Source organism: Specibacter sp. BI4, from assembly GCF_056680095.1.
The window spans coordinates 1741251-1758891 of sequence record NZ_CM155265.1 but is presented as its reverse complement, the minus strand read 5'-3'; the positions used below and the strand labels follow the sequence as shown (position 1 = coordinate 1758891).

Here is a 17641-nt window from a genome sequence, read left to right as displayed (position 1 = left end):
TATCCTTATCTGATATTCGTCCATGAAAATTTCAGCCCCGAAAAGACAGGACAAAAACGTCTTTGGACTAGACGCCAACGACGAAGGCGAAGACCAGGCCAAGGATGGCCAGTGCTTCTGCAAGGGCGAAGCCAAGCAGTGCGATGGGCTGCAGGATGCGCTGTGCTTCCGGCTGGCGTGCTACACCGTTGATGTAAGCAGCGAAGATCATGCCAACACCAATAGCCGAGCCAATTGCGGCCAGGCCGTAGCCAATCATGTTGAGCGAGCCGTGGAGTTCCATTTCGTTCCTTTCAAGATACCGGCGTTGTGCCGGCAGGTTGTGAGGTGATTCTATATTCGAGAAAACTAAGGGTGGTGCGGGGAAAGAATTAGTGTGAATCCGCGTCCAGGCTGCCCTGGATGTAGATTGCGGTCAGCAGCGTGAAGACAAATGCCTGCAGCACCATGATCAAGAGTTCCAGGAAATACATGGCCACGGAACCGGCGATCACTGCAACGCCGGTGGCGTTGAGCAGGATGTTGTCTTGTTCCATGATCAGGTACTGCGCGCCGCTGCCTGCCAGGATCACAATCATGTGACCGGCAAGCATTGTTGCCATCAAACGCAGCGAGTGCGTCATCGGGCGAACAATGAAGTTGGAGATGATTTCCAACGGCACCAACAGCGGCAGGATCCAGCCAGGTACACCTGTGGGAACGACTGCCAGCTTGAAGAAGCGGATGCCGTTCTTTTTCACGCCAACAGCAATCCACGTGAAGTAGATGATTGCAGCAATCGCATAAGCGCTGCCGGCGTGGGAGAAGGAAGGCAACTGCAGGAACGGAATGGCGCCAAAAATATTGTTCAGCAGCACAAACAGGAACACTGAGAACAGCAGCGGCACCCAGGGGCGGAAATTCTTCTCACCCATGATGTCGCGGCCAACTGTGTTGCGCGCGAAGCTGTAAAAGCCTTCGGCGAAGAATTGAACTCGGCCCGGAACCAGTTTCGGGTTTCGGATCGCGAGCTTAAAGAACACGGCGATCAAAACCACCGACAAGACGACCATGATCATCTGCTTGCCGAGCCCGGAGCCATATTCGGCCATCCAGGGAAGGATGTCGGGGAGGTGGGTGTCGCTAATCGTCGGTGGGATGAAGCCACCGTCATTCGAGGCCATCGGAAGCGCAAACGCGGTCAACGCGCTGTCCTCTCTGCAGTTTCGGTCATAGGGCAAGTGTGGTGGTCCATCAAAAGATGATCAGCACCGTGAAAAAGTCTGATGGTGGGATTCATTGCTATTTGCCATCATCTCGGCGACCATGCTGTTGATGATGCCGGGCCAGATAATACCCGCAGACAACCCCAATGGGTATGGCCGCGAACACAATCCATGCCGTTTGCAACAAAAAGTCCAGTCCCCACCCTATCAAACCCCAGAGCAGGATTCCGCCAATAATGTAGGTGTAGTCCAGCTTCCCTGCATTGTTCTTCGGCGGAACCACCACGTGCTGGCGTTCATTGTCGTCAGGTTTCTTATGTGTCATGGGCAGGATCCTTTGTGTCGCCGCCGGCCGGTGAATCCCCGCTTGCAGCATCGTCCTCCGGCGGACTTTTCGCCGCCGGTTCGTCAAAGATCAGGAAGCGCTGCCTGCTGAAAATGACCACCTCAGTGGCTTGCCACAGTAAGACACAAACCACTGCCGCCGCGGCAAACCACGGCTTGTTGAGCCAGGTGGGTGTGCCAAGTGCAAACAACACGGCCGCGAATCCAACCACTTTGACGAAATAGGTCATCACAAAGATGCCCATCACCGCTTCCGGCATTCTCTTGCCGAAGATGTGGCCCACAAGCAGGCTGAGGCCGAAAAAAGCCATCACCAAAAGCGAGCCAAACAAAACGCTGAGCACGCCGTCCTGGTCGGTGAAGATAAACGCCAGAACCACCATGAGGACGACGGCAATGCCGTCAACCAGAACACATTTTTTCAGGATGTTCCAGCTGGGGCTCGCGGAAGGACCAGAAGCCGCCAAGGTGCCGCGAACAGCACCGCCGGGGGCACTTTTGTCCTTCATGGGAACTCCATCATCAGGGAGGATCGCCCGGCCCCGCAGTCCAGCGACATCGAGAGATTCGAGGCAAGGCGGAGAAAGACGGGTGAATGTCACCACTGGAAATTCTACACGAGATAGAACTTGAATTCGACGCGGGCTCCCAACTGCGCCGTTGTTCCCGCTTCAGCTCCGGTGTTTCAACCGGGGCCGCGGACTCGCCCCGGCCCGTGGTTTCGGTTCGGCCCTGCGGGTTCTACCCGGCTCCGTCGAGACGCCCGGCACGCCCCTTCAGGGCCTTCTGGAAGAGGGTGGGTGTGCGCAGATAAAGCAACACAACCACAAAACCGGCGGCCGTGGCCACAATCTGGGCCACTTCTCCGCCCTGGGCTGCCAGTATTCCCAGAATGCTGACAAGAATCGTCGCCGTGCAGACAACCGCCGTGGCCTGGACATGGCTCAGGCCAACGATTGTCAGCCGCTGGTACACGTGCTGGCGGTGGGCTGCATACCAGCGCTCACCGGCCAGGAGCCTGCGCAGGAATGTCACAAAGGTGTCGGTCAGGTAAATCAGCACCGGCGAGAAAATGTATTCAACAGGCACGCCCACCAAAAACGCGCACATGGCCGTCACGGCAATCGACGCACCAAGGAGGTAACTGCCAACATCGCCAAGGAAAACCTTGTTGCGGCTCAAGTTCCAGGGCAGGAAGCCGGTGAACGCCATGGCGATCGCGATGCCCACGTAGACCAGCCAGCCGTGGCCCGCCACAAACCCGGCATAGGCGTAAAATCCGCCCACGAGCAGTCCGTGGGTGCCGGAAATTCCGTTGATGCCGTCCATGAAGTTCGTGACGTTGACATACGCGGCCACGGCAATGGCACCGGCCGGAATCAGCCAGAGCTGCTGCTGGCCGGGGTCGATGATCGCCACTGCGGCCGTGGCGAGTCCGCCCACGGCCAGCTGCAGTCCGGCCCTGACCTTCACCGACAGTCCGCGAATGTCCTCAATCCAGCCAATGGCTGCTGCGGCAAGCACGACGGCGAGGATCACCACAAGCGTCAACGACGCCCGCTGCGCATCCCCGCTCTGCGGGAGGAAAACCGCCACGAGGATCGCGGCGGACAAGGCGGCCGCCGTCGTAATTCCCATCCCGCGGATGGTGGGCTCCGTGTGGGACGAGCGGGCGTTGGGTACGTCAAGGACCCCTGCCCTCGCCAACAGCGGACGCACACCCAGCGGGAGAAGGAGTGCCAAGACAAGTGCGACGGCGCCAACGGTGATCTGTGCCCAGGTTTCCATCATGCGCCTGCCGCGACGTCGCCGTCGGACTCGTCAATGCTGGGGGCGTCGGGGCCTGCCTCGTCGCGGCAGCGCTGCAGCCACAGCGCCAGGTCCAGTTCCGCCGGGTTCAGTGGCCGGGCGTGGGTGTGCGAAATTTTGGCGTGGCCGTCCGGGTCATTGACCTCGTCGTCGCCGGTGAGCTGTTCGTGCAGCTTTTCCGAGGGCCGCAGGCCGGTGATCTTGATCTTGATGTCACGTCCGGACATGGCGATCATGCGTTCTGCCACGTCCATGATGCGCACGGGCTCGCCCATGTCCAGGATCAGCACGTCGCCGCCGTGGCCGATGGCGCCGGCCTGGATGACGAGCTGGCAGGCTTCCGGGATGGTCATGAAGAACCGCGTCACATCGGGGTGGGTGACTGTGACGGGGCCGCCGTTGTTGATCTGGTCGGTGAACAGCGGGAGCATCGAACCGCGGCTGCCGATGACGTTGCCGAAGCGGACCGACACGTAGCGTTTGCCTGTCTCCCCCGCCATCCAGGACGTAAGCTTTTCAGCCGCGCGCTTGGAGTGGCCCAGTGCGGTGGTGGGGCTTGCCGCCTTGTCGGTCGAGACGTTCACGTACGTCTCAACATCGACGCTGCGGGCCGCCTGGAGCACGTTCAGGGAACCAATGACGTTGGTCTGCCAGCCTTCTTTGGGGTACATCTGAAGCAGCGGTGCGTGTTTGAGCGCGGCAGCATGAAAGACAACCTCCGGGCGGCGCTTGGCAAAAATGTCGTTCAGGGATTCGGCGTCCCTGATGTCAGCCAGCACAATGTTCGCATCGTCGAGCAGGCCGTGGCCCTCGATGGAAAGCTGCGTGTGCTGCAGCCCGGATTCGTCACGGTCGAGCATGATGAGTTCCGCAGGGTCGAAGCTGTTCAGCTGGCGGCACAGCTCGGATCCGATCGAACCGCCGGCCCCTGTGACAAGCACCCGCTTGCCCCTGACGTAGCCGGCAATTTGTTCCACCTGGGTTTCCACGGGTGTGCGGCCAATGAGGTCGGCGACGTCGATTTCACGGAAATCGGTCAGTCCGCCCTTGTTGTCCCGGTTGGTGTCGGGGCTGAGCATCTCCTGCAGCGGCGGGAGCACCAGCACCTTCACGCCAAGGCCCGAGACGCTGTCGGAGATTTCGCGGATCCGCTTGGCGTTGAGGTGGGTCATGGCCAGCACGATCACCGTTGACCTGGTGCGCTTGATGATTTCAGGGAGCTCATGGCCCCCGCCCAGAACGCCGACCGAGCTGAGGCGCAGGTGCTTTTTCGCCGAGTCATCATCGATGAGCCCCACGGGAACGTAGGGCGATTCCGGGTCCTGGACCATGCGGGTCACGAGTGAATTGCCGAGAAAACCGGCACCGTAAATCAAGGTCTTTTGGGCTTCCTCACCAAAAATCGGCTTGCCCTCAACATAGAGCCGCTTGGCATACCGCACTGCCGCCATGGAAAGTGCTGCAAAGGGGAACGCAATAACTGCCACGGAACGGGCGATGTGCAGCTCATTGATGAATACCGACAGAAGAATACTTGTGACAACACCCACTATCGATGTCACTGCAATCAGCACACGGGCCTCTTGAATGCTGCCGAAGATGTAGCGTCCCCGGTACAGTGCCATGTACCAGCCGGCGATAAGCTGGGTGGCAACGGCGATGGCCATCAGAACCGCCAGGCCGGGGAAGTTGATCAGCTTCACATCGAGCTCATAACGCAGCAACACGGCAAGCATCAGGGCAATCACCCAGCACAGCGAGTCAAGAATTCCTTGTGACCAAAGCCATAACCGCGGCTTGCTTTCGGCGTCAGTGGAAGTGAGCCCTGCTTTTCCGTATGGCTGCGTGCTTGAGGTATTCAACGTGATTCGTATTTCCGTATTCTGCCAAGGTGTTGCCCGCAAAGGCACTGTTGTCCACGGCGCAACAGTCCACGGGACTGAGGCTGTACTAAAGTGGAGGCTACACAAGAATAGTAATCCCTTCCGATGACTACTCACTGCTTAGCCGTGCCGGATGCCGCGGAACACCGCAGGCACCACCCGAGAGGACCCTCCTTGACCGATTCCGTTGCCGTTGCCGCCGTGACCTTTGACAGGCCCGACGACGTACGCACATTGTTGGGAGCCCTTTCACAGCAAAGCCACACGCCGCACGCCATTGCCCTGGTTGATTCGGGCACGCAATCCGTTGAGGACATCGCCGCCGAGGCTCCTGCCGAGGTCAGCTACGTCCGTTCGCTGGCCAATCTTGGCGGTGCCGGCGGTTTCTCCCTGGCCATCCTGAACGCCATCGCCTCCGGTGCCGAGTGGGTCTGGATCATGGACGACGACGCCCACCCGGAAGACCCCGCCTGCCTGGCCACGCTGCTGGCGGCTGCCAAGGCCCGCGAACTTGATGTTGTTGTGCCGCTCATTGTGGCACCCGGGGAACCCACCAAGCTGTCCTTCCCGTTCCGCATTGACGGCCACCTGACCCATGAACGTTCAGTGGTTGAACCGCTGGGCTTCATTGAGAATGTGGGCCAATTCTTCAACGGGGCACTCATCCGCACCGACGTGTTCTTCAAGGTGGGCCTGCCCGACCTGCGCCTGTTCATCCGCGGCGACGAAACCGACTTCATGCTCCGCCTCCGCCAGGCCAAGGTGAAATTTGGCACCGTCACCTCGGTGGCCCTGACCCATCCTGCCGGCTGGGGTGAGGTGCAGGAAGTGCTCGGCGACCGCCTGCACGTGCTGGTCCCGGAAACCCCGTTCAAGAGCTTTTACTACTACCGCAACCGCGGCTACCTCACCCGCAAGCACCTCCGCGTGCGCTCCTTCGTGGCTGACGCCGTCGGATATCCGCTCTTCTTCCTCAAAAAGGGCGACCTCAAGGGCCTGGCCAAATGGGTCCGCACCTACGGGGCCGGACTGCGGGGCGCAAAATTCGGCCCCATGAAGGACCAAAAGTTTTGAGTCTGGACCGGCGCGAGCGCTTCTTCATTGTCATCACCACGTTCAACCGTGTGGGTTACCTGACCGACCTGCTGGCCTCCGTCGCCGCGCTGACCCCAGCCCCCGACGGCATCATCATCGTCAACAACGCCAGCACCGACTCCACCGACTCGCTCGTTGAGACAGTGCGCGGACAGTTTGCCGCCCTGCCGCGGCCAATTTCGGTGGTGCACCACCGCCTCGCGGAGAATGTTGGCGGTGCCGGCGGATTCTCGGCGGGCGTGGACCGCGCCCTGGCCGAGGGTGCCCAGTGGATGTGGCTGATGGACGACGACGTCACGTGCGTTCCCGGGGCCATCGGCGCCTTTGGCCCGTGGATGGATAAATACGACGCCCTCGTGGGCCGCCGCTACGACGCCGCCGGGAAGCCGTTTTACTGGCAAAACAATTTCAACACCTTCCTGGGATTCCCCCTGCCGGTGCGCGGGGACGCCTTTGAGGAGTCAAACGAATTTGCCACCAACGTCGGTTGCTTTGAAGGCATGCTGCTGCATTCAGACGCCGTCAGGGGCGTCGGGCTGCCGGATCCGCGCTTCTTCCTGACCTGGGACGACACCATCTACGGCTGGCAGATCTCCCTCCAGCGCCCCGTCATGTACGTCAACGAATTTGTGCTGCACAAGGCCAGGGCCCAACGCAGCATCGACCTGCGCATCAGGCACCTCAACGATTCTTCCGACCTGAGCCGCTACTACGTAATGCGCAACCGCGGCCTGGTTGCCCAGTACCTGCGCGCCCACGGCAAGTTCAACCGCTTCGGGTTTGGCCTGGGCACCGCACTGACGGCCGCCAAGGAGCTGCTGCGGCTCGTGGGGGTTGAGAAGACATTGCGCGGCACCGGCCGGCTGCTTGCCGGCTGGCGCGAATCGCGCAGGATCCTGGCGGCCACCGATTTTGAGACCATGCCCCCACTGGAAAGCAATGTCCAACATGACTGACAATTCTTCAGGCTTGCGCTGGCTCGTCCTCGGTTCCACGGGTTTCGTCGGCACTGCCATGGTCGCTGAACTGCGCGGCCGCGGTTTCACTGTCGACACCCTGTCCGCGCCCAGGCTCCTTGCCGTCGCTGAATCGGCGGGGGAACTTGCCGAGGAGGCGCATGCCGCCGCAACCGCTGCGGGTTCGGGCGACGGAGCTGCGGCCGCGTTTGTTTCGCTGCGCCAGGCGTTTGCCGGCGTCGACGTCGTCGTCAATGCCGCAGGCCTGGCAACTCCCGGCGACGGCGAATCGCCTGCCTTGACTGGTGCCAATGCGCTGCTGCCGGCAGTCATCGCCCTGGCTGCACGGGCCGCGGGAGTGCGCCGCCTGGTCCACCTGAGCAGCGCGTCGGTCCAGGGACACCGCCGGGTCATTGACGAGAGCTCCGACCGCGCCCCGTTTTCAGCGTACTCACGGTCCAAGGCACTGGGCGAGGAAGTTCTGGAACTGCTGGCCCGGGAGTCATCCGCTTCCGCCGCGACCGACTGGGTCACCGTCCGGGCAACATCGGTTCAAGGACCGAACCGGCCCACGACGCTGTCCCTTGCCAGGGTGGCCGCATCGCCGCTGGCATCCGTCGCGGCTCCGGGCACCGCCCCCACACCCGTGAGCTCAATCAACGCCTTGGCCTGGTTTGTGGCGGAAACCGGCCGGCACCAGGGAATTGTTCCTGCCTTGGTCCTTCAACCCTGGGAAGGACTTTCGGTCAGTGACGTTCTGGCCGCTGCAGGCGGCCGCACTCCCCTGCGCCTGCCGCAGTGGATGTGCAACGCCGTCCTGGCCGGCGGATATTTCGTGTCCAGGCTGCTGGGCGAGCGTCTTCACGGACCCATCCGCAGGGTGGAACTGATGTGGTTTGGCCAGGCGCAGTCTCCTGGCTGGGCGGAATCGGCAGGGATCAGCCCGGCTCCAGCCGTGCGTGCAGTGCTTGAACGGGCCCAATCAGCCAGGACCGCCCAAAAGGGACACTAGCGACACCGGCATCCTGCCTTTGCCGGACATCTGAAGGTCACCGGATGCCGGCCCCGGGCGCACCGCCCGGACCGAAATGACAGGTACCTGCGGCTCTGAATTTAGGGGCCACAGCTGCGCTGTAGGGCTAGGACTTCGCGTCGGCCGGGTCCTTGGCGTCGCCGGCTCCGGCTGCATCCTTCTTCGCCAGGTCAATGGCAGGAACAGGCTCCCGGGCAGGTTCAGCCGCACTCCCGGCGTCGTCCTTCTTCCCAAGATCGAGTCCGGGAGCCGCATCTTCGGCAGTTTCCGGAGTTTCGGCCGTTTCCGCGGGGACGTTTTTCGTCAAGTTCACCGGGGACCAGATTTCCGGCTCCACATCCGCCCCGAGGGCGCTGGGGATCATCCGCTGAATTTCTTCCAGGGAGATGGCGCCCTCACGGACCACGCGCAGGCGCAGGCCTGTCGCGTCGACGATGGTTGATGGCGTGCCATCGGTGCCTTCCAGCGGACGGAAGCCGCCCTCCAGGTACACCTCCACAGACTCGGCCAGCTGGGTGCGGGCCTCCGAGGCCGTCTGGGCGGCGGATTGGCCGGTCCTGTTGGCGCTTGAAACGGCAAGCGGGCCGGTGATGGTGAGCAGGTCCAGTGCCAGCTGGTCGTCAGGGACCCGCAGCGCCACAGTCCCAACCGTGTCCCCCAGATCCCACGTCAGTGTCGGCTGGGAGTGGAAGATCAAGGTGAGCGGGCCGGGCCAGTACTTTTCAGCCAGCTTGCGGGCGTCGTCGGAAATTTCGACGGCGAGCCCCTCCATTGTGCCAATCCGTGGGATCAGCACGGGCGGGGGCATGTTGCGGCCGCGCCCCTTGGCCGCCAGCAGCGTCGCCACTGCCTGCGGGGAGAATGCGTCTGCAGCAATGCCGTAGACGGTGTCGGTGGGCATGACGATGACCTGCTTCGCTGCAATGGCTTTCTGGGCATGGGCCAGGCCTTCAGCGCGTTGGGCTTCATTGGTGCAGTTATAGGAAGAAGTACTCACAGACTCATTCTTTCATCATCGCGCCCATGGGGTTGAACGCGGCTGGCCAATCACGAAGTTCACCTGCTGCACGCTAGCGGCGGCAGCCGCTGGTTGCCCTGTCACGTCCGGTCAAATCCAGGTGGGTGCGCACATCGTCCCAGTTCCCGCTCTGGTTCAGCAGTTCCGTCATCCGTTCGGCCTGCACTTCGGCGTGCTCCATGACGAAGTAGCCGCCGCGCCGCAGCAGGCGTGCTGCGGTGGCTGCTGCCGCCGTGGGCATTTCCATGCCGTCGGCTCCCCCACCGTAAAGGGCCATGTGGGGATCGTGCAGGCGAACTTCAATGTCCCGTGGAATTGCGTCGGCTGGAATATACGGCGGATTTGAAACAACCACGTCAACCGTACCGTCGAGTTCGCCCAGGGCGTCCCGCATGTCGCCGTGGACAAGAGTTGCCCCGGTTCCGGCCAAATTTCTCTCGGCCCACGGAAATGCCTCGTCGCTGAGTTCCACGGCATGGACCCGGACACCCGAAAGCTCTGTGGCCAGCGCAGCGGCGATGGCACCGGAACCTGTGCCAAGGTCAACGGCAAGGAGTTCAACACCATCCCCACGTTCCTGGCGCAGTCGTGTTAATACGTCAATCGCCAGTTGCACCACGGACTCAGTTTCGGGCCTGGGCACAAAAACTCCCTTGCCCACTGCCAGCTCCAGATGCCTGAAATACGCCACTCCGGTGATGTGTTGCAGCGGTTCACGAGCCGCCCGTCGTGTAATGAGGTCGCCGTACCCATCAGGAGACACAGCTGTGCCAAATAACATGACGGCGAGTTCGCCACGGCTGACATGCAACAAGTGCGCCGCCAACAGTTGAGCATCCACCGACGGTGAAGGCACGCCCGCTGCCGCAAGGAGTGTCGTCGCGCTTTTCACGGCGTCCGCCAGCAGCACGCCATCCGGCGACTGGTGACTAGTCACCCAAGGCGTCCAATCGTGACTGCTCATCCAACTGGATGGCCGACTGCACCACGGGCTCCAAATCGCCGTTCATGACGGCATCAAGGTTGTACGCCTTGTATCCCGTGCGGTGGTCGGCGATCCGGTTTTCCGGATAGTTGTATGTGCGGATGCGCTCGGAACGGTCCATGGTGCGGATCTGTGACTTGCGGGTGGCCGAGTTCTCAGCGTCGATGATGGCCTGCTGATGGGCAAGGATGCGGGCACGGAGCACCCGCATGCCGGCCTCACGGTTTTGCAGCTGCGATTTCTCGTTTTGCATGGCGACGACGATGCCCGTGGGAAGGTGTGTGATGCGCACGGCGGAGTCGGTCGTGTTCACGGACTGTCCGCCGGGACCGGAGGAACGGTACACGTCAATCTTGAGATCGTTTTGGCTGATGTCCACTTCCTCGGGTTCATCAACTTCAGGCAGCACCAAGACACCCGCGGCGGAGGTGTGGATGCGTCCCTGGGACTCGGTTGCCGGCACGCGCTGGACACGGTGCACGCCGCCTTCAAATTTCAGCCGTGCAAAGACACCCTCCGCAGGATCGTTGGAGCGTCCCTTGACAGCGATGGAAATGTCCTTGTAACCGCCAAGGTCCGACTCCGTGGCCGAGATGATTTCGGTCTTCCATCCGCGCGAATCGGCGTACCGGGTGTACATGCGCACCAGATCCGCCGCAAAGAGCGCAGCCTCGTCGCCGCCTTCACCGGCCTTTACTTCAAGAATTACATCCCGGGCGTCATCGGGATCACGCGGAATCAACAGCCGGCGCAGCTTCTCCTGCGCTGCCGCCAACTGGCCCTCCAAAACAGGAACTTCAGCGGCAAACTCTGCGTCTTCGGCGGCCATTTCCTTGGCCGCCTCAAGGTCATCACCAATGGATTCAACCTGGTGGTACCCCTCAACCACGTTGCTCAGTTCCGCATACCGGCGGCCCAGCTTGCGTGCCAGCCGCTGGTCGGCATGCACTTCAGGCTCACTCAGGCGCATCTGCAGCTCGGCGTGCTCATCAAGCAGCCCATGGATGGATTCAAACATTTCAAAAACCTCTCTCGACGTCAGTCAAGTCTAATTACTCAAATGGATCGGAACACGCTGTGCTTAACGCACAAAACCGCCGTCGTTGTGAAGGGGCCCCGGGAGCGGCACCGGGCGCCCGCGAAGCGGGCGGGGCCCCTTCACAACAGAGGCGGTTTCGTTACTTCAGCTATTTGTCTTGTTCGGCCTTGGAGCCCAGGGTTGTCTTCTGGATCTGCATGAGGAACTCAACGTTTGACTGGGTTTCACGGATCTTGGAAGTGAGCAGTTCAAGCGACTGCTGCATTTCCAGGCCGGAGAGCACGCGGCGCAAACGCCACATGATCTTGACTTCGTCCGGGGACAGCAGGTTCTCTTCACGCCGTGTGCCCGAGCCGTTGACGTCAACGGCGGGGAAGATGCGCTTGTCGGCCAGCTGGCGTGAGAGGCGGAGCTCCATGTTGCCGGTGCCCTTGAACTCTTCGAAGATGACCTCGTCAGCCTTGGAACCAGTTTCCACCAGTGCCGTGGCCAGGATGGTCAGCGAGCCGCCGTTTTCAATGTTGCGGGCTGCACCGAAGAAGCGCTTCGGCGGGTACAGCGCTGCCGAGTCAACACCACCGGAGAGGATGCGTCCCGAGGACGGTGCAGAGTTGTTGTAGGCACGGCCCAAACGGGTCATGGAGTCCAACAGAACCACAACGTCCATGCCCATTTCCACCAGGCGCTTGGCGCGCTCGATGGAGAGCTCGGCAACCTGCGTATGATCATCGGCGGGGCGGTCAAAGGTGGAGGCAATGACCTCACCCTTGACAGTGCGCTGCATGTCGGTGACTTCTTCAGGGCGTTCGTCAACCAAAACCATCATGAGGTGGACCTCAGGGTTGTTGATCGTGATCGCATTGGCAATCGACTGCAGGATCAAGGTCTTGCCGGCCTTGGGCGGGGACACGATCAAGCCGCGCTGGCCCTTGCCGATGGGGGCCACCAGGTCAATAACACGGGGCCCAACCTTCTTGGGGTCGGTTTCCAGGCGCAGGCGCTCGGACGGGTACAGCGGAACGAGCTTGGAGAACTCGACACGGTCCTTGAGCTCGTCCGGGTTCTTGCCGTTTACACTCGTGACCCGGACAAGGGCGTTGAACTTCTGACGGGCGCTCTGCGCCTGGCTGCGGTCTTCGCCTTCGCGCGGTGCACGGATGGCACCAACCACCGCGTCGCCCTTGCGCAGGTTGTACTTCTTGACCTGGTTCAGGGACACGTAGACATCGTTGGAACCGGGCAGGTAGCCGGAAGTGCGCACAAACGCGTAGTTTTCCAGGATGTCCAGGATGCCGGCCACGGGCAGCAGCACGTCGTCCTCGGTCACCTCGGTGTCGTCAAAGTCCGGGCCCTGGTTGCGGCCGCGGCGGCGTTCATTCCTGTCACGGAACCGGTCATTGCGATCGTTGCGGTCGTTGCGGCTGTTGTTGCCACTGCGGTCGTTGCGGTCGTTGGAATCGTTTGAGTTCCGGTCACGACGGTTGCGGCGGTTGCGGTTGTTGCGTGAGCCGTCATCGTCGTCGTTGTTGTTGTTGCTGTTGTTGCTTGAACGCTCGGCTGCCGGGCGGTCGGCACCGTTGCGCTGGTTCCGCTGGTTGCCACGTTGGTTGCGGCCGGAGTTTTCACCGTTTTCGCCCTGGTCCGAGTCGCTCTGGGAAGCCTGGGCGCCCCTGTCGGCAACTGCTGTTTCGGCAGGCTCGGCAGCAACGGAGCCATTGTCGGTTGCAGTCTCGGACGCGGAATCGTGCTGGCGTCCACCACCCTGGGACCGACGGTTGCGGGTGCGCGGCTGGCGGCGGTTTTCGCCGTCATGTTCGCCTGCAGCGGCAGACTGGCTGCCTGAATCGGCAGTGGCAGGCTCGACGGCGGCAGTCTCCTGTGCGGGGGCTGCTGCCGAAGTGCCGGCTTCCTGTGCGGCAGGCTGTGAAGCCGCGCCGCTTGTTGCGCCGGTTCCGGTTCCGGTGGTGATGATGCCGTCACTGCTGCCTGCACGGCGGCTGCGACCACGGCCGCGGGCCGGGCGCTCAGCAGCAGTGCTGGAATCGCCCGTGGCAGCTTCGGTGGTGTTGCTTGTGGCGGTCTCGGCCGGGGCGGCAGTTGTGTCAGCAGTCTTCTTGGCTGCGGAGCCGCGCCTCGACGATGTGGCAGGAGCGGAAGCCGCGGGCGCCTGCTCTGCAGTCTTGGCGTTCGAGCGCGCCGGGCGGTCAGCTACTGAGGAGCCGCGCTGATGCGCTGAAATTGCGTCAACAAGATCGCCCTTGCGCATCCTGGAGCCACCGGTGATTCCCAGTTGGCCTGCCAGAATTTGCAGCTGGGCCAGCTTCAGTCCAGCCAAGCCCGTGGACTTGGCAGGTGCTGACGTAGCGGTGGTGTCCAAATCAGCAGCCTTTGGAGCAGCGGCTGAAGTTACGGTTTCGGTCACGAAGGATCCTTCCCCCTCGATGGCGGGCCCAGTTCTTGGGGCCGCGATGATTAGTGTCAGACCTCCCAGTTGCTGCCGCACTGGCTGGCAATGGGAAAAATCTGAGGTTCCATTCCTGTCCCTGAATACGGCGGGTGCAGGGAATGGTGTAGTTCACTCTTTGAATCAAATCTCAAATGGGAGCGATTCTAGGACCAACGCGGCGGCTGCCATTCGCTGCTCCAGCGGTCACCGCGCAAGATAGCGCCGACCGTAAGAGTGGCATCAAGTGTCCTATAAACATTGTTCATTTCCACACTGGCCAGATGGCAGCCATTGAGGGAAAGGTGTTTATGGGCTACGGATGTACTTCCACTTTAGCACCTTCATGGTCAATCTGAAGCCGCAAAACCCGCCAAGACACGCCGTGTTCGGATGGATCTTGTGAATTGGCGCCCATGGTGGTGATGTGGTGCACAATCGCGTCGGCCTCGGCACCGCCGTTTGCCAGCACCATGACGGTGGGTCCGGCGCCTGAGATAAACGCCGCATGGCCCTGCGACCGCAGCTGGGCGACGAGGTTGGCGCTTGCCGGCATGGCTGCGGCGCGGTAGTCCTGATGCAGATAGTCACGCGTGCCGGCAAGCAGCAGCGCCGGATCCGCCGTCAAGGCATGCATCAGCAGCGCCGCCCTGCCGGCATTGGCTGCCGCATCGGCGTGGGCAACAGTGGCCGGCAGCATGCCGCGGGCTTGTGCCGTTTTCAGTTCAATGTCGGGAATGGCAACGACGGGAACAACCACGCTCGACGGCGTGACCTTGGCGCTGGCCCATCCCGCGGCTTCCCGCCAGGACACGGCCACGGCACCAAAAATGGCCGGGGCAACATTGTCCGGGTGGCCCTCAAGTTCCGAGGCCAACTGCAGGACCCACGCTTTGTCCCTGCTGTCCTCGGGTGCCACCAGTGCGTTGGCCGCCATGATGGCGGCCACGATGGCCGACGCCGAGGAGCCCAGGCCACGGCCGTGCGGAAGTACATTGCTTGCCGCAATCCGCAATCCCCCACGGCTGTAGCCAAGGCGCGCCCAGGCAGTATCCATGGTCTGCACCACCAGGTGGCTGGCATCCCGGGGAAGCTCATCCACCCCTTCCCCGCTCAATTCAAACTCCAGCCCGGGCCCGGCCAGCACCGTGACGCTCAGTGTGTCGTAGAGCGAAACTGCCAGGCCCAGCGAATCAAAGCCCGGGCCCAGGTTGGCGCTGGTGCCGGGAACCCGCACAGTGGCAGTGGTCCCGGGTGCCGGTGTTTTCAAGGGCGGATTGTGCGAGGGCGGAGTTGCCAGTGGCGGGGATGTCATGGGGGACCCTGTCATGATGGTGTGCTGTTAGTCCGTCAGGCCCAGTGCGTTGGCAACAGTCACGACGTCGAAGGCAACAGACTTCGGCTGCACCGAGCTGCCGTCTGCATTCTTCAAGGCCCAGTCCGGGTCCTTCAAGCCGTGGCCGGTGACAGTGATGACAATGGTTTTTCCGGTGGGCACCTCGCCGGCCGCCTGCTTCTTGATCAGTCCCGCAACGCCTGCTGCCGAACCCGGCTCAACGAAGACGCCTTCCTTGGCTGAAAGCCAGCGGTGTGCTGCCAGGATTTCCTCGTCGGTGACGGCTTCGATGAGTCCGCCGGACTCGTCGCGCGCAGCAATGGCCAGGTCCCAGGATGCCGGGTTGCCGATGCGGATTGCCGTGGCAATCGTGTCGGGCTCGGTGATGGGGTGGCCCGCAACGAAGGGGGCCGAGCCGGCTGCCTGGAAGCCCCACATGACGGGGGTGTGCGTGGAGACTGCGGGCAGGATGCCGTTCTCAGCCGATTCGTACGGGGCGCAGTATTCCTTGTAGCCCCTCCAGTACGCGCTGATGTTGCCCGCGTTGCCAACCGGCAGCACGTGGTAGTCGGGGGCGTCGCCCAAGGCGTCAACCACTTCGAAGGCGCCTGTCTTCTGGCCCTCGATGCGTGCCGGGTTCACCGAGTTCACCAGGAACACCGGGTAGGAGTCGGCAAGCTTGCGGGCCACGTCCAGGCAGTTGTCAAAGTTGCCCGCCACCTGCAGGATGGTGGCACCGTGCGCAACGGCCTGGCTCATCTTGCCCATGGAGATCTTGCCTTCGGGCACCAGCACCGCACAAGTCAGGCCGGCAGCCTTGGCGTAGGCGGCCGCCGACGCCGAGGTGTTCCCGGTTGAGGCGCACACAACAGCCTTGGCACCGGCGGCAACGGCAGCCGTCATGGCCATCGTCATGCCGCGGTCCTTGAAGGACCCGGTGGGGTTCATGCCCTCCACCTTCAGGTAGACGGTGCAACCCGTCAGCTCGGAGAGGTGCCGGGCATGCACCAACGGTGTCCCGCCCTCACCCAGGGTGATGATCTTGGTTTCAGCCGTTACCGGCAAACGCTCTGCATATTCGCGGACAACCCCGCGCCACTGGTGAGCCATTAGACTCCCTCCACCCTCAAGACACTAGTAACTGAATTTATGACGTCGAGGCCGTTAATGGCCGCAACGGTTGCTGCCAGGGCAGCTTCGCCCGCACGGTGGGTGACAATGCGCAGCTCGGCAGTGCCGGGCCCCTCATTCTCGCCCGGTTCGCGGTGCACTGTCTGCCGCATCGACTCAATCGAGACACCGTTCTCGGCAAAGAGTGCTGAAATTTTGGACAGGACGCCGGGCTGGTCAGCCGCGTCCAGATCGATGTAGTACCGCGTGGACACTGCCTCAATCGGCAGCACCGGCAGCACCTCAATCGTGGAATCGGTGCGCCCGGGGCCGCCCAGCACGAGTCGGCGGGCCGCTGAAACAACATCGCCCATGATGGCCGACGCGGTTGGTGAACCACCGGCGCCGGCGCCGTAGAACATCAGCTCCCCGGCGGACTCGGCTTCCACGAACACGGCGTTGAACGCGCCGCGGACGGCCCCGAGGGGATGTTCGCGGGGCAGCAGCGTGGGATGAACGCGGACGCTGACGCCCGAGGCGGGCAGGCCGCCGTCGTTCTTCCCGGCAGTGGCGGGCGCCTCAATCTTCTCGGCAATCGCGAGCAGCTTGATGACGTATCCGGCATCCTTGGCGGCCGCAATGTCCGAGGCAGTGACGCCGGTGATGCCCTCGCAGTGCACGTCCTCCAGCGCAAAGCGCGTGTGGAAGGCGAGCGAGGCGAGGATGGCTCCCTTGGCCGCTGCGTCATGGCCCTCGATGTCCGCGGTGGGATCGGCCTCGGCGTAGCCCAGGCGGGTCGCCTCGGCCAGCGCGTCGGAGAACTCGGCGCCGGTGGAATCCATGGCGTCGAGGATGAAGTTCGTGGTGCCGTTGACAATGCCCATGACGCGGGTGATCTTGTCGCCGGCCAGGCTGTCGGTGATGGGGCGCAGGATCGGGATGGCGCCGGCCACGGCCGCCTCGTAGGAAAGCTGGACGCCGGCGGCGTCGGCCTTCTCGTAGAGGGTGGGGCCGTCAACTGCCAGCAGCGCCTTGTTGCCCGTGACCACCGCTGCACCGTGCTCGATCGCTTCCAGAATCAACGTCCGCGCCGGTTCCAGTCCGCCCATGAGCTCGATGACAATGTCGGCACCGCGCACCAGCGCCGAGGCGTCGGTTGTGTACAGCCCCCGGGGGGCCGCGTAATCGCGGGGGGCGTCGACGTTGCGCACGGCAATGCCAACCAGCTCCAGCCGGGCACCCGTCCGCGCAGCCAGCGTCTCGGCGTCGTCAATTAAAATGCGGGCGACCTGCGAGCCCACATTCCCGGCGCCAAGCAGCGCCACTTTCAAGGTTTTGGTATTGGCGGACACGGCAGTGTCCACGGTGTTGCGCTCTGTCAAAG

At 62.5% G+C, this 17641-nt stretch carries 16 protein-coding genes; 3 read left to right on the top strand and 13 right to left on the bottom strand.

Translation table 11 applies throughout. The features are described 5' to 3' along the window. Nucleotides 1–67: 67 nt before the first annotated feature. The 6 genes from AC1L6K_RS08115 to AC1L6K_RS08090 form a co-directional block, all read right to left on the bottom strand. Nucleotides 68–283 (bottom strand): ATP synthase F0 subunit C, encoded by a 216-nt coding sequence (locus AC1L6K_RS08115; RefSeq protein WP_038463392.1) that lies wholly within the window; start codon nucleotides 281–283, stop codon nucleotides 68–70. Nucleotides 284–371: 88 nt separating this feature from the next. After that, complete coding sequence (gene atpB, locus AC1L6K_RS08110) at nucleotides 372–1184, bottom strand: F0F1 ATP synthase subunit A (RefSeq protein ID WP_480952196.1); 813 nt, start codon at nucleotides 1182–1184, stop codon at nucleotides 372–374. 97 nt (nucleotides 1185–1281) lie between these two features. Next, the gene (locus AC1L6K_RS08105) at nucleotides 1282–1530 is read right to left on the bottom strand and encodes a hypothetical protein (protein ID WP_480952195.1); all 249 of its coding nucleotides are present in this window, start codon (nucleotides 1528–1530) and stop codon (nucleotides 1282–1284) included. Beyond that, the gene (locus AC1L6K_RS08100) at nucleotides 1520–2155 is read right to left on the bottom strand and encodes a Cg1360 family ATP-synthase-associated protein (protein WP_480952194.1); all 636 of its coding nucleotides are present in this window, start codon (nucleotides 2153–2155) and stop codon (nucleotides 1520–1522) included. Before AC1L6K_RS08100 ends, AC1L6K_RS08105 begins: the two co-directional genes overlap by 11 nt. 136 nt (nucleotides 2156–2291) lie before the next feature. After that, nucleotides 2292–3341 carry an MraY family glycosyltransferase gene (locus AC1L6K_RS08095; RefSeq protein WP_480952193.1) on the bottom strand — a complete coding sequence of 350 codons (1050 nt, stop codon included), beginning with the start codon at nucleotides 3339–3341 and terminating at the stop codon, nucleotides 2292–2294. Continuing rightward, the gene (locus AC1L6K_RS08090; protein WP_480952192.1) at nucleotides 3338–5107 is read right to left on the bottom strand and encodes a polysaccharide biosynthesis protein; all 1770 of its coding nucleotides are present in this window, start codon (nucleotides 5105–5107) and stop codon (nucleotides 3338–3340) included. Before AC1L6K_RS08090 ends, AC1L6K_RS08095 begins: the two co-directional genes overlap by 4 nt. Nucleotides 5108–5416: 309 nt before the next feature. On the opposite strand from AC1L6K_RS08090, the gene AC1L6K_RS08085 reads away from it, so the two are divergent. The 3 genes from AC1L6K_RS08085 to AC1L6K_RS08075 are packed head-to-tail and all read left to right on the top strand — an operon-like array spanning nucleotide 5417 to nucleotide 8305. Further along, nucleotides 5417–6316, top strand: coding sequence for a glycosyltransferase family 2 protein (locus AC1L6K_RS08085; RefSeq protein WP_480952191.1), 900 nt, complete (start codon nucleotides 5417–5419; stop codon nucleotides 6314–6316). Continuing rightward, nucleotides 6313–7293: a glycosyltransferase gene (locus AC1L6K_RS08080; RefSeq protein WP_480952190.1), complete on the top strand. Its 981-nt coding sequence runs from the start codon at nucleotides 6313–6315 to the stop codon at nucleotides 7291–7293. The genes AC1L6K_RS08085 and AC1L6K_RS08080 overlap by 4 nt, the downstream gene beginning before the upstream one ends. Next, the gene (locus AC1L6K_RS08075; protein WP_480952189.1) at nucleotides 7286–8305 is read left to right on the top strand and encodes an NAD-dependent epimerase/dehydratase family protein; all 1020 of its coding nucleotides are present in this window, start codon (nucleotides 7286–7288) and stop codon (nucleotides 8303–8305) included. The genes AC1L6K_RS08080 and AC1L6K_RS08075 overlap by 8 nt, the downstream gene beginning before the upstream one ends. A 127-nt stretch (nucleotides 8306–8432) precedes the next feature. Here the strand turns inward: AC1L6K_RS08075 and AC1L6K_RS08070 are convergent, their stop codons facing one another. The 7 genes from AC1L6K_RS08070 to AC1L6K_RS08040 all read right to left on the bottom strand — a co-directional run bounded on the left by AC1L6K_RS08070 (nucleotide 8433) and on the right by AC1L6K_RS08040 (nucleotide 17639). Continuing rightward, nucleotides 8433–9323 carry an L-threonylcarbamoyladenylate synthase gene (locus tag AC1L6K_RS08070; protein ID WP_480952188.1) on the bottom strand — a complete coding sequence of 297 codons (891 nt, stop codon included), beginning with the start codon at nucleotides 9321–9323 and terminating at the stop codon, nucleotides 8433–8435. 73 nt (nucleotides 9324–9396) lie between these two features. After that, a complete protein-coding gene (gene prmC / locus AC1L6K_RS08065) occupies nucleotides 9397–10308 on the bottom strand; it encodes a peptide chain release factor N(5)-glutamine methyltransferase (protein ID WP_480952187.1) in 912 nt (303 codons plus the stop codon). Further along, a complete protein-coding gene (gene prfA / locus AC1L6K_RS08060; RefSeq protein WP_480952186.1) occupies nucleotides 10274–11347 on the bottom strand; it encodes a peptide chain release factor 1 in 1074 nt (357 codons plus the stop codon). The genes prmC and prfA overlap by 35 nt, the downstream gene beginning before the upstream one ends. Nucleotides 11348–11516: 169 nt before the next feature. Then, a complete protein-coding gene (gene rho, locus AC1L6K_RS08055) occupies nucleotides 11517–13790 on the bottom strand; it encodes a transcription termination factor Rho (RefSeq protein WP_480952185.1) in 2274 nt (757 codons plus the stop codon). Between the two features lie 337 nt (nucleotides 13791–14127). Next, a complete protein-coding gene (thrB, locus tag AC1L6K_RS08050; protein WP_480952184.1) occupies nucleotides 14128–15126 on the bottom strand; it encodes a homoserine kinase in 999 nt (332 codons plus the stop codon). Nucleotides 15127–15153: 27 nt separating this feature from the next. Further along, the gene (gene thrC / locus AC1L6K_RS08045) at nucleotides 15154–16257 is read right to left on the bottom strand and encodes a threonine synthase (protein ID WP_480952183.1); all 1104 of its coding nucleotides are present in this window, start codon (nucleotides 16255–16257) and stop codon (nucleotides 15154–15156) included. After that, nucleotides 16257–17639, bottom strand: coding sequence for a homoserine dehydrogenase (locus tag AC1L6K_RS08040; protein ID WP_480952182.1), 1383 nt, complete (start codon nucleotides 17637–17639; stop codon nucleotides 16257–16259). Before AC1L6K_RS08040 ends, thrC begins: the two co-directional genes overlap by 1 nt. Nucleotides 17640–17641 lie beyond the last annotated feature (2 nt).

Bases quoted from the DNA above. Each gene is read 5' to 3' on its own strand.
- thrB (WP_480952184.1), bottom strand. From the start codon at position 15,126: ATGACATCCCCGCCACTGGCAACTCCGCCCTCGCACAATCCGCCCTTG.
- thrC (WP_480952183.1), bottom strand. From the start codon at position 16,257: ATGGCTCACCAGTGGCGCGGGGTTGTCCGCGAATATGCAGAGCGTTTG.
- AC1L6K_RS08105 (WP_480952195.1), bottom strand. From the start codon at position 1,530: ATGACACATAAGAAACCTGACGACAATGAACGCCAGCACGTGGTGGTT.
- prfA (WP_480952186.1), bottom strand. From the start codon at position 11,347: ATGTTTGAATCCATCCATGGGCTGCTTGATGAGCACGCCGAGCTGCAG.
- AC1L6K_RS08095 (WP_480952193.1), bottom strand. From the start codon at position 3,341: ATGATGGAAACCTGGGCACAGATCACCGTTGGCGCCGTCGCACTTGTC.
- AC1L6K_RS08075 (WP_480952189.1), top strand. From the start codon at position 7,286: ATGACTGACAATTCTTCAGGCTTGCGCTGGCTCGTCCTCGGTTCCACG.
- prmC (WP_480952187.1), bottom strand. From the start codon at position 10,308: ATGAGCAGTCACGATTGGACGCCTTGGGTGACTAGTCACCAGTCGCCG.
- AC1L6K_RS08115 (WP_038463392.1), bottom strand. From the start codon at position 283: ATGGAACTCCACGGCTCGCTCAACATGATTGGCTACGGCCTGGCCGCA.